The sequence below is a fragment of the Yersinia sp. LJYL362 genome (assembly GCF_048323875.1).
On the sequence record NZ_JBLWEX010000067.1, the window covers coordinates 1 to 9,430 of the forward strand.

Consider the following 9,430-nt stretch of genomic DNA (forward strand, 5'->3'; position numbering starts at 1 on the left):
GGCAATAATGCCCCATCGCCACGGCAACAGCGGCAATGGAGAGCAATAACGTCAATAACGCCGATAACAGCAAGAACTGCTGCGCGCGCTGTAGGGATTTCCCCAGCGCACCGCCCGACTCTTGCAAGCCATACCAGCGCTGATCCGGTTTCAATTGCGGCGTCAGCCAGTCACTAAACTGAGTGATAGCCTCCGTTGGGCCTGCAAACATATAGTGATAGCTCAAACGGCTACCCGGTTGTATTGCCCCGGTTTTCTCTACATCCGCCAGATTGATTAGAATCCGCGGCGCGGTTTGGAAGGGGTTAAAACCCGAATCAGGTTCCTGCAGCACTTCGCCAATGATTCTTAGCGAAGTATCACCAACTTCCAATGTGTCGCCGACTTTAACGCCGAGCAGCGCCAGCAATCGCGGGGCCACCAGCGCGGTTCCTGGCTCAAGTTTGACTTGTGTCGGTGAGGTTTCCAGCTTGCCATACAATGGATAAGCTAAATCTGTGGCTTTTACATCTGCCAGTTGTGGGCGATCACCAGCAAAAGTCATGGTCATAAATGAAAGTTGGCGACTGATAGACAGCCCCTGCTGTTTTGCTTCCAGTAGCCAGCGCTCCGGCACCGGATGAGCCGTTTTTAACACACGGTCGCCCGCCAGAAAATCCCGGCTCTGTTGGCTCAGCCCTTGTTCCATCCGGTCACTAATACTGCCCAGCGCCAGCACACAAGCTACCGCCAGTGTTAATGCCAGCCAGACAATCAACAGTGAGGGTGAGCGCCATTCACGCCAAAACCAGCGCCAAATCATGATTCCTCCCACAATTGACCCTCTTCGAGCCGCAACCGGCGCTGGCAGCGGCCAGCCAGTTGCACATCGTGAGTGACCAAAATCAATGTGGTGCCGTAGTCCCGGTTAAGGGAGAACAGCAAATCAGCTATCTTGTCGCCGGTGTGCCTATCAAGATTGCCGGTTGGCTCATCGGCAAATAACACTTTTGGCCGACCACTAAAGGCCCGAGCCAGCGCCACCCGTTGCTGCTCGCCGCCGGAAAGCTGGGCGGGCAGGTGGTGAAGGCGCTTATCAAGGCCCACCAGCTTTAATAGCTCAATGGCATGCGCTTTACTCTCGCGCTCACTTTCACCCCGTAGCAGCGCCGGAAGTTGGACGTTTTCCAATGTATTCAGTGTCGGCACCAACATAAATGATTGGAAAACAAAACCGACATTTTTTGCCCGCAGTTGTGCCCGCCCTTCTTCATCCATGGCAGTCAAAGACTGGCCGAGTAAACTCACCTCACCGCTGCTGCCATCATCAAGGCCCGCCAGAATGCCCAGCAAAGTTGATTTACCTGAACCTGACTCACCAATCAGCGCAATTGTTTGAGCGGGTTTGACAACCAGCTCAACTCCGGTAAGGATGGAGAGCTGTTGCTCACCCTGACCGACGTGTTTATTAAGATGATGAACTTCAAGAACGTTTTCCGCTGGCATCTTCCCTTCCTATTACTGTTGGGATTATTCAGTTTGCGTGCCGCCGCAACCGATACACTTTTAATTCTCGGCGACAGTTTAAGCGCCGGTTACCGTCTGCCCATTGCCGAAGCATGGCCTTCACGGCTGGATAAAACATGGCAAGCCACCCCATCACTGCCAAAGGTGGTTAACGCCAGTATCAGTGGCGATACAGCGGCACAGGGCTTGGCCCGCCTGCCTGCCTTGCTGAAACAACATCAGCCCCGCTGGGTACTGATTGAATTAGGTGCCAATGACGGCCTGCGCGGTTTCCCACCGCAGGATATTCAACGAGATCTTACGCAGGTTATCAATCAGATATTGGAAGCAAAAGCGCAACCTTTATTGATGCAAATCCGCATTCCGCCTAACTATGGTCGCCGTTATACTGATGCCTTCAGTGCGATGTATCCACAACTGGCACAGCAATTTGGCATTCCATTGGTACCTTTCTTTATGGAACAGGTTGCTGTGAAGCCGGAGTGGATGCAGGATGACGGCTTACACCCTAACGCCGAGGCGCAACCTTTCATTGCAGATTGGATGGCGCAACAACTCAAACCGTTGGTAACTAGTAAGCAGTAATAACACTTGTTCAAACAAATAGAACCACTCACCAGGTAAAGTTATGCAAAAAACAGTATTAATTACCGGTTGTTCCAGCGGCATTGGCCTGGTTGCAGCGCAAGACTTGAAAAACCGAGGCTATCGCGTGCTCGCCGCCTGCCGTAAGCCAGACGATGTCGTCAGGATGACACAGTTAGGTCTGGAGGGTATTGAACTGGATTTGGATGACAGTGCCAGTGTCGAACGCGCGGCAGCACAGGTTATTGCGCTGACCGGTGGGCGCTTGTATGGCTTGTTTAATAATGGTGGTTTTGGCCTGTATGGCCCATTACAGACGATTTCACGCCAGCAGTTGGAAAAACAATTTTCCACCAATCTGTTTGGCACCCACCAATTGACGCAGCTTTTACTGCCCGCCATGCTACCTCATGGTGAAGGGCGCATTATTCAAACCAGTTCAGTGATGGGGCTGGTTTCAACTGCCGGCCGGGGTGCCTATGCCGCCAGTAAATATGCATTGGAAGCCTGGTCAGATGCATTACGAATGGAACTGCATGACAGCGGAATTCATGTCAGTTTGATTGAACCCGGCCCAATAAGCACTCATTTCACACAAAATGTGAATCAGGCCCAGGTTGATAAGCCGGTGAACAATCCCGGTATTGCGAAACGTTTTACACTGCCACCAGAGGCTATTTTACCGAAATTGCGTCATGCACTGGAAAGCCCACGCCCGCAATTGCGTTATCCGGTCACCTTAGTGGCCCATGCATTGACGATACTGCGCCGCATATTACCGGGCCGAATGTTAGATAAAGTCCTGCGTGGCAATTCGTAAGCTTGAGGTTGAAGCGACATAATCTGCCCCAATTAACTGCTATACCCTATATAATTCGAGTGGCAGGAAGGTGGCAAGTGAGCGAGTCCCGCTGAGTTGACGGGCAGTCAATGATTCGGGTGACAAGTCTGCCGGGAGCAGATTTGAACGCTGCTTGCAGCGGCCTCGTAGAGGCGAGGTCCATGGACGGGCCGAGTAACGAAAGCAGCCAACGTACATGCAGCTTGAAGTATGACGGGTATAAAACGGATGAGAGAAATAATTCATGCTAGCACCTACTACGATTGATATTACTGAAGCGAACCTACATCAGGTTTTAGAACAATCCATGGCTGTGCCGGTACTGTTCTACTTTTGGTCTGAGCGTAGCCAGCACTGTCTGCAACTCACCCCAGTGCTGGATAAACTGGCCGCCGAATATGCAGGTCAATTCATTCTGGCGCGGGTCGATTGTGATGCACAACAGATGGTGGCGTCACAGTTTGGTTTGCGCTCCATTCCAGCTGTTTATCTTTTTAAGGACGGGCAGCCGGTTGATGGCTTCCAAGGGCCACAGCCAGAAGAAGTTATCCGTGAATTACTGCAACGAGTGTTACCGAAACCTGAAGAGCTGAAAGCTGCCGAAGCTGCACAGTTGATGAGTGAGGGTAAAATGCAGGAAGCATTGCCATTGCTGAAGGACGCCTGGCAGTTGATGCAACAAAGCAATAATCCGCAAACCAGTGACATTGCGCTGCAACTGGCGGAAGCACAAATTCAGCTAAACCGCAGTGAAGATGCTGAAAGCGTATTGGCAACTATCCCATTGCAAGACCGTGATAGCCGTTATCAGGGGCTAATTGCACAAATCGAGTTGCTTAAACAAGCCGCTGACACCCCCGAGATCCAGCTGTTACAACAACAAGTGACTGAGCAGCCGGATAACGTCGAACTGGCGGTGCAATTAGCGCTGCAATTACATCAGGTTGGCCGCAATGAAGAAGCACTTGAATTGCTGCTGGGTCATTTGAAGAAAGACCTGGCTGCGGCGAATGGCACGGCGCGTAAGACATTCATGGATATTCTGGCCGCATTAGGCACCGGTGATGCTCTGGCTGCCAAACATCGCCGTCAACTGTACGCCTTGTTATACTAACGTTGCTGCACTGAACGGCACTTGTAGCGGTCATTCGCCGTTTTCTTGCTGTCGTTATTTGCTACTGCGCGGGGCCAACCCGCGCTGTTTTATTCTGCTACAGCCTGACTTTCTCTCATTTACACGCTTTTACCTGCCTTTCGTTAGGCATTTAGCGCCCCGTCACGTAATATTAAGAAACAAAAATCATTGCTGACAGGAAGTTAAATATGTTTACGGTTATCCCTGTTCTTATCGTTGTAGCTCTGATTGTGGTCTTTTCCTCAATCAAAATCGTCCCACAAGGTTTTCAATGGACTGTCGAACGTTTTGGCCGTTATACCAAAACACTGATGCCAGGCTTGAATATCGTTGTGCCATTCATGGACCGTATTGGTCGTAAAATCAATATGATGGAACAGGTTCTGGATATTCCATCCCAAGAAATCATTTCCCGCGATAACGCCAACGTGGCAATTGATGCCGTCTGCTTTATCCAGGTTATTGACCCGGTGAAAGCCGCATATGAAGTCAGCAATTTGGAACTGGCTATCGTCAACCTGACCATGACCAACTTCCGTACTGTTTTGGGTTCCATGGAGCTGGATGAAATGTTGTCACAACGCGACAACATCAACAGCCGCCTGCTGCATATCGTCGATGAAGCCACCAACCCATGGGGCATTAAAATTACCCGTATTGAAATCCGTGACGTGCGCCCACCGACTGAACTTATTTCTGCGATGAATGCCCAGATGAAGGCTGAACGTACCAAGCGTGCAGATATTCTGGAAGCCGAAGGGGTTCGTCAGGCGGCCATTTTGCGCGCTGAAGGTGAGAAGCAATCACAAATTCTGAAAGCTGAAGGCGAGCGTCAGTCCGCATTCTTGCAAGCCGAAGCCCGTGAACGAGCGGCTGAAGCGGAAGCTCAGGCAACCAAAATGGTTTCTGAAGCTATTGCTGCCGGTGATATTCAAGCCATTAACTACTTCGTGGCACAGAAATATACCGACGCCTTACAACACATTGGTTCGGCCAATAATAGCAAAGTCATTATGATGCCACTGGAAGCTAGCAACCTGATGGGTGCTATCGGTGGTATTGCAGAGCTGATTGGTGAGAGTAAAAACAGCCGGGGTAAATAACCATGCTGGAGGAAATTGCAGCAAATCCAAACTGGTTTTGGCTATCACTTGGCGGGCTATTACTGGCCGCCGAGATGCTAGGAGCCAGTGGTTATATGCTGTGGAGCGGCGTCGCTGCCGTAGTGGTCGGTATTCTGGTCTGGCTTTTTCCCTTTAGCTGGGAGATGCAAGGCGTACTGTTTGCTGTTTTGACAGTCGTGTCAGCCATCTTGTGGTGGTATTGGCTCAGTAAGCGCACCAAGCCACAACCCGCGATGTTGAATCAACGTAATCATCAATTACTGGGAACGCGGGCTACCCTGACGGAACCCACCGTTGATGGCTATGGCCGGATGAAAGTGGGTGATAGCAGTTGGCGTATTTATAGCGCTAATGAGCTGAGTAGCGGCACCGAAGTTGAAGTGATATTAGTAGAAGGCAATACCTTGCATGTCAGGGCTATTCATCACTAATGCATTGATAAAAAGGCGTATTTATTTGAATGCGCCTTTCAAAAAATTAGCCAACATCCTGTTTTTCACGCCCATGACGACACCCCGCCAAATTATTGATAATCGGGCAATCTGCACCATCATCCCCTGGGCACTCGTCTGCCAAAGCCAATAAGCGCAATCGCATCTGATTCAGATCATCAATATGTTTCTCGATTTCCGCTACCTTTTGCAACGTTGCAGCTTTCACATCTGCGCTGTGACGAGCGGGGTCATGAAACAATGCCAGTAACTCACGGCATTCATCTAATGTAAAACCGACCTGCCGCGCCTGACGTAACAGTGTTAACTCTTCGATGTGTTTGGCGCTGTAGCTACGATAACCATTATCTGTGCGGATAGGCGGTGTCACCAGTTTCTTTTCTTCGTAAAAACGAATGGCCTTACTGGTTAAACCGGTTTTTTTTGCAACATCGCTAATATTCATTCTTCCCCCTTGACCTTCCCCTTGCTGGAAGGTTTAACCTCTATAATTAGTGAAAGGAAGGATGTCAGTCAAGCAGAACATACCCTAAATAATTCGAGTGGCAGGAAGGCGGCAACTGAGTAACAAATCGGTCGGGAACCGATTTGAACAGCATTTATGCTAGCCCGCAGGGTGAGCCTCAAGGATGGGGCTCATTAATCCCCACGAGCTTACATGAGTAAGTGACTGGGGTGAACGAAGGCAGTCAACGCACATGCGGCTTGAAGTATGACGAGTATAAAACCTGAACAGATCAAAGTCCGTTATTGCCCTAAATAAGGGATATGGCTAGGAATACCGACTAAACTTATCCCGACAAATTTATGGATAGGTTCCTACTCGATAAGGAGTCAACTATGTTGCAAACCACAGTGCTGGCCTTACACGGCCTCTCCTGTATGAATTGTGCCAAACGCGTAAAAACGGCATTAGAAAGCCGTGAAGATGTTCATCATGCAGAAGTGAATGTTCACTATGCCAAGGTAACGGGTGAAGCCGACACCACAACACTGATTGATACGGTTAAACAAGCGGGTTATCAGGCGGAAGAAGCTCAAACGCCTGATGTTGAATTACAGCTCTCAGGTTTGAGTTGTGGCCATTGTACCGAATCAACGCGTAAAGCGCTGGAAGCCGTCCCCGGTGTGATTGCAGCAGATGTATCACTCGATAGTGCCAAAGTATATGGCAAAGTTGAGGTGCAAACGTTAATTGATGCCGTGGAGCAAGCAGGCTATCACGCCACACCGCTGGGGGCGCAATCCCCAAAAACTGAGCCGCTGACTCACTCAGCCCCATCTTCGCCGGAATATCTGGCAGCGGCCTCTTCAATTATTCCGGCAGCAAAAAATGACATTAAAAACAGCCAATCCGATCAGCCAGCGACAGAGCCTACTGACAATGACAGTGTTCAGCTGCTACTGACCGGAATGAGCTGCGCCAGTTGTGTCTCTAAAGTACAAAACGCACTGCAAAGTGTTGAAGGCGTTGAGGTCGCACGAGTCAATCTGGCTGAGCGCAGTGCATTAGTCACCGGCCACCCTAGCAATGAGGCACTGATTGCAGCAGTCAAGAATGCCGGTTATGGTGCTGAAATTATTGAAGATGAAGGGGAGCGACGCGAGCGCCAGCAGCAAATGTCGCAAGCCAGTATGAAACGTTTTCAGTGGCAAGCGGCACTTGGCCTGTTATTGGGTATCCCATTGATGGGATGGGGGTTATTTGGCGGTAGCATGACGCTAATCCCAGAAACTCAAACCCCTTGGCTGATTGTTGGGATAATCACCCTGCTGGTGATGATATTTGCCGGTGGGCATTTTTATCGTAATGCCTGGGTCAGCCTAAAAAATGGTAGTGCTACCATGGATACCCTGGTAGCGCTAGGTACCGGTGCGGCGTGGATCTACTCCATCACGGTGAATATCTGGCCGGATGTCTTCCCGATGGAAGCCCGCCATCTTTATTATGAAGCCAGTGCCATGATTATCGGCCTGATTAACCTAGGTCATGCTATGGAGCAACGCGCCAGACAGCGTTCTTCCAATGCACTGGAGCGCTTGTTGGATTTGGCACCGCCGACGGCACGGCGGGTCACCGATGAGGGTGAGACAGTCATCCCGTTGGCTGACGTGCAGCTGGGCATGACCTTGCGTTTGACCACCGGTGACCGCGTGCCGGTTGATGGTGAGATTGTACAAGGCGAGGTTTGGATGGATGAAGCCATGTTGACTGGCGAACCCATCCCACAACAAAAGTCCGCCGGTGATGTTGTCCATGCCGGGACACAAGTGCAGGATGGTACAGTGCTGTTTCGCGCCAATGCTATTGGCAGCCAAACCACATTAGCGCGAATCATTAAGCTGGTACGTCAGGCCCAAAGCAGTAAACCAGAGATAGGTAAGCTGGCGGATAGAATCTCCGCAGTATTTGTGCCAACGGTGGTCGCCATTGCTGTTATTGCTGGGTTGATTTGGTATTTCTTCGGCCCGCAACCGCAATTGGTCTATACCCTGGTGGTCGCCACGACAGTGCTGATTATCGCCTGCCCTTGTGCGCTTGGGCTGGCCACGCCGATGTCAATCATCTCGGGTGTGGGTCGGGCGGCTGAATTTGGGGTATTAGTACGTGATGCCGATGCGTTGCAGCAGGCCAGTAATCTCGACACCTTGGTATTCGACAAAACCGGTACTCTGACCGAAGGGCATCCGCAAGTGGTCGCCATTCATACCTTTAATGGGGTCAGTGAGCAACAAGCGTTGGAATGGGCGGCCGCGTTAGAAACCGGCTCGAATCACCCACTGGCACGCGCCATTTTGCAGCGCGCCGAGGGGCTGACACTGGCGACAGTCAACCAATTTCGCACATTACGCGGTTTGGGGGTGAGTGGTGAAGTTAATGGTATTGCACTGCTGCTGGGGAATAATCGCCTGCTGGAGGAACAACAGATTGATACCCGAGAGCTGCAATCATTAATACAGCAACAAGCTGAAAGTGGTGCGACTCCGGTTATTCTGACAGCACAAGGCAAACCTGCGGCACTGTTATCTATTCGCGACCCACTGCGCAGTGACAGTATCAGCGCATTGCAACGTTTGCATCAGCGAGGATATAACCTGGTGATGTTAACCGGTGATAACCCCATTACCGCCAATGCCATTGCCAAAGAAGCCGGTATTGATCAGGTGATCGCCGGTGTCCTGCCTGATGGCAAAGCTGAAGCTATCAAGCAATTGCAAGCCGCCGGGCATAAAGTGGCCATGATTGGTGATGGCATCAATGATGCGCCGGCACTGGCGCAAGCCGATGTGGGGATTGCCATGGGAGGCGGCAGTGATATTGCGATTGAAACGGCGGCTATTACCTTGATGCGCCATAGCCTACACGGGGTGGCGGATGCGGTTGAGCTTTCCAAAGCAACATTGCGCAATATGAAGCAAAATCTGCTGGGCGCATTTTTCTACAACGCGCTGGGGATTCCGATTGCGGCGGGTATTCTATTCCCGTTCACCGGCACATTACTCAGCCCAGTCGTTGCGGGTGCGGCTATGGCGCTGTCCTCTATTACCGTGGTCAGTAACGCTAACCGTTTACTGCGTTTTAAACCCAAACAGTAATTACGGCTGATGTACTCAATGAACAAAGGGCGCACAACACTTTCTTGTGCGCCCTTTAGCGTCTAGGATACAGAAAACGCTAAAAGAGAAGCATATAGGCATGGGCCAATTATTACGCCGCATCGCAAAATTTTTAGGGGTTGGTGCTCCAGCTACTTACTCCTACCCCGCTTTAGATGTCACCTTAGCC

At 50.8% G+C, this 9,430-nt stretch carries 9 protein-coding genes and 1 pseudogene; 7 read left to right on the top strand and 3 right to left on the bottom strand.

Annotation, left to right across the window (positions count from 1 at the left end; translation table 11 throughout):
* On the bottom strand, positions 1-802 hold an 802-nt coding region (locus tag ACNSO8_RS02805; protein WP_418393754.1), incomplete at its 3' end, for an ABC transporter permease.
* On the bottom strand, positions 799-1,485 hold the full coding sequence (ybbA, locus tag ACNSO8_RS02810; protein WP_418393755.1) for a putative ABC transporter ATP-binding protein YbbA: 687 nt from the start codon (positions 1,483-1,485) through the stop codon (positions 799-801). The genes ACNSO8_RS02805 and ybbA, both read right to left, overlap by 4 nt.
* On the opposite strand from ybbA, the gene tesA reads away from it, so the two are divergent.
* The 5 genes from tesA to ACNSO8_RS02835 all read left to right on the top strand — a co-directional run bounded on the left by tesA (position 1,456) and on the right by ACNSO8_RS02835 (position 5,622).
* On the top strand, positions 1,456-2,091 hold the full coding sequence (tesA, locus tag ACNSO8_RS02815; RefSeq protein ID WP_418393761.1) for a multifunctional acyl-CoA thioesterase I/protease I/lysophospholipase L1: 636 nt from the start codon (positions 1,456-1,458) through the stop codon (positions 2,089-2,091). The two genes, ybbA and tesA, sit on opposite strands and share 30 nt — an antisense overlap.
* A gap of 43 nt (positions 2,092-2,134) precedes the next feature.
* Positions 2,135-2,911, top strand: coding sequence for an SDR family oxidoreductase (locus ACNSO8_RS02820; RefSeq protein WP_418393756.1), 777 nt, complete (start codon positions 2,135-2,137; stop codon positions 2,909-2,911).
* A 265-nt stretch (positions 2,912-3,176) separates the two neighbouring features.
* Positions 3,177-4,046, top strand: a complete 870-nt coding sequence (locus ACNSO8_RS02825; protein WP_418393757.1) for a co-chaperone YbbN — start codon at positions 3,177-3,179, stop codon at positions 4,044-4,046.
* Between the two features lie 209 nt (positions 4,047-4,255).
* Positions 4,256-5,170: an SPFH domain-containing protein gene (locus ACNSO8_RS02830; RefSeq protein ID WP_005158246.1), complete on the top strand. Its 915-nt coding sequence runs from the start codon at positions 4,256-4,258 to the stop codon at positions 5,168-5,170.
* Positions 5,171-5,172: 2 nt separating this feature from the next.
* The gene (locus ACNSO8_RS02835; protein ID WP_418393758.1) at positions 5,173-5,622 is read left to right on the top strand and encodes an NfeD family protein; all 450 of its coding nucleotides are present in this window, start codon (positions 5,173-5,175) and stop codon (positions 5,620-5,622) included.
* Positions 5,623-5,668: 46 nt separating this feature from the next.
* On the opposite strand, the gene cueR is transcribed toward ACNSO8_RS02835, so the two are convergent.
* A complete protein-coding gene (gene cueR / locus ACNSO8_RS02840) occupies positions 5,669-6,088 on the bottom strand; it encodes a Cu(I)-responsive transcriptional regulator (protein WP_418393759.1) in 420 nt (139 codons plus the stop codon).
* Between the two features lie 395 nt (positions 6,089-6,483).
* Between cueR and copA the strand changes: the two genes are divergently transcribed.
* Both copA and ACNSO8_RS02850 read left to right on the top strand, forming a co-directional pair.
* Complete coding sequence (copA, locus tag ACNSO8_RS02845; protein ID WP_418393760.1) at positions 6,484-9,240, top strand: copper-exporting P-type ATPase CopA; 2,757 nt, start codon at positions 6,484-6,486, stop codon at positions 9,238-9,240.
* A gap of 100 nt (positions 9,241-9,340) precedes the next feature.
* Positions 9,341-9,430: pseudogene (locus ACNSO8_RS02850) on the top strand (conjugal transfer protein TraB); the annotation flags it as partial.

What these genes read in the sequence shown, in the direction of transcription:
- ACNSO8_RS02835 (WP_418393758.1), top strand. Translation starts at nt 5,173, where the DNA reads ATGCTGGAGGAAATTGCAGCAAATCCAAACTGGTTTTGGCTATCACTT.
- ybbA (WP_418393755.1), bottom strand. Translation starts at nt 1,485, where the DNA reads ATGCCAGCGGAAAACGTTCTTGAAGTTCATCATCTTAATAAACACGTC.
- ACNSO8_RS02830 (WP_005158246.1), top strand. Translation starts at nt 4,256, where the DNA reads ATGTTTACGGTTATCCCTGTTCTTATCGTTGTAGCTCTGATTGTGGTC.
- ACNSO8_RS02825 (WP_418393757.1), top strand. Translation starts at nt 3,177, where the DNA reads ATGCTAGCACCTACTACGATTGATATTACTGAAGCGAACCTACATCAG.
- tesA (WP_418393761.1), top strand. Translation starts at nt 1,456, where the DNA reads ATGAACTTCAAGAACGTTTTCCGCTGGCATCTTCCCTTCCTATTACTG.
- ACNSO8_RS02820 (WP_418393756.1), top strand. Translation starts at nt 2,135, where the DNA reads ATGCAAAAAACAGTATTAATTACCGGTTGTTCCAGCGGCATTGGCCTG.
- copA (WP_418393760.1), top strand. Translation starts at nt 6,484, where the DNA reads ATGTTGCAAACCACAGTGCTGGCCTTACACGGCCTCTCCTGTATGAAT.
- cueR (WP_418393759.1), bottom strand. Translation starts at nt 6,088, where the DNA reads ATGAATATTAGCGATGTTGCAAAAAAAACCGGTTTAACCAGTAAGGCC.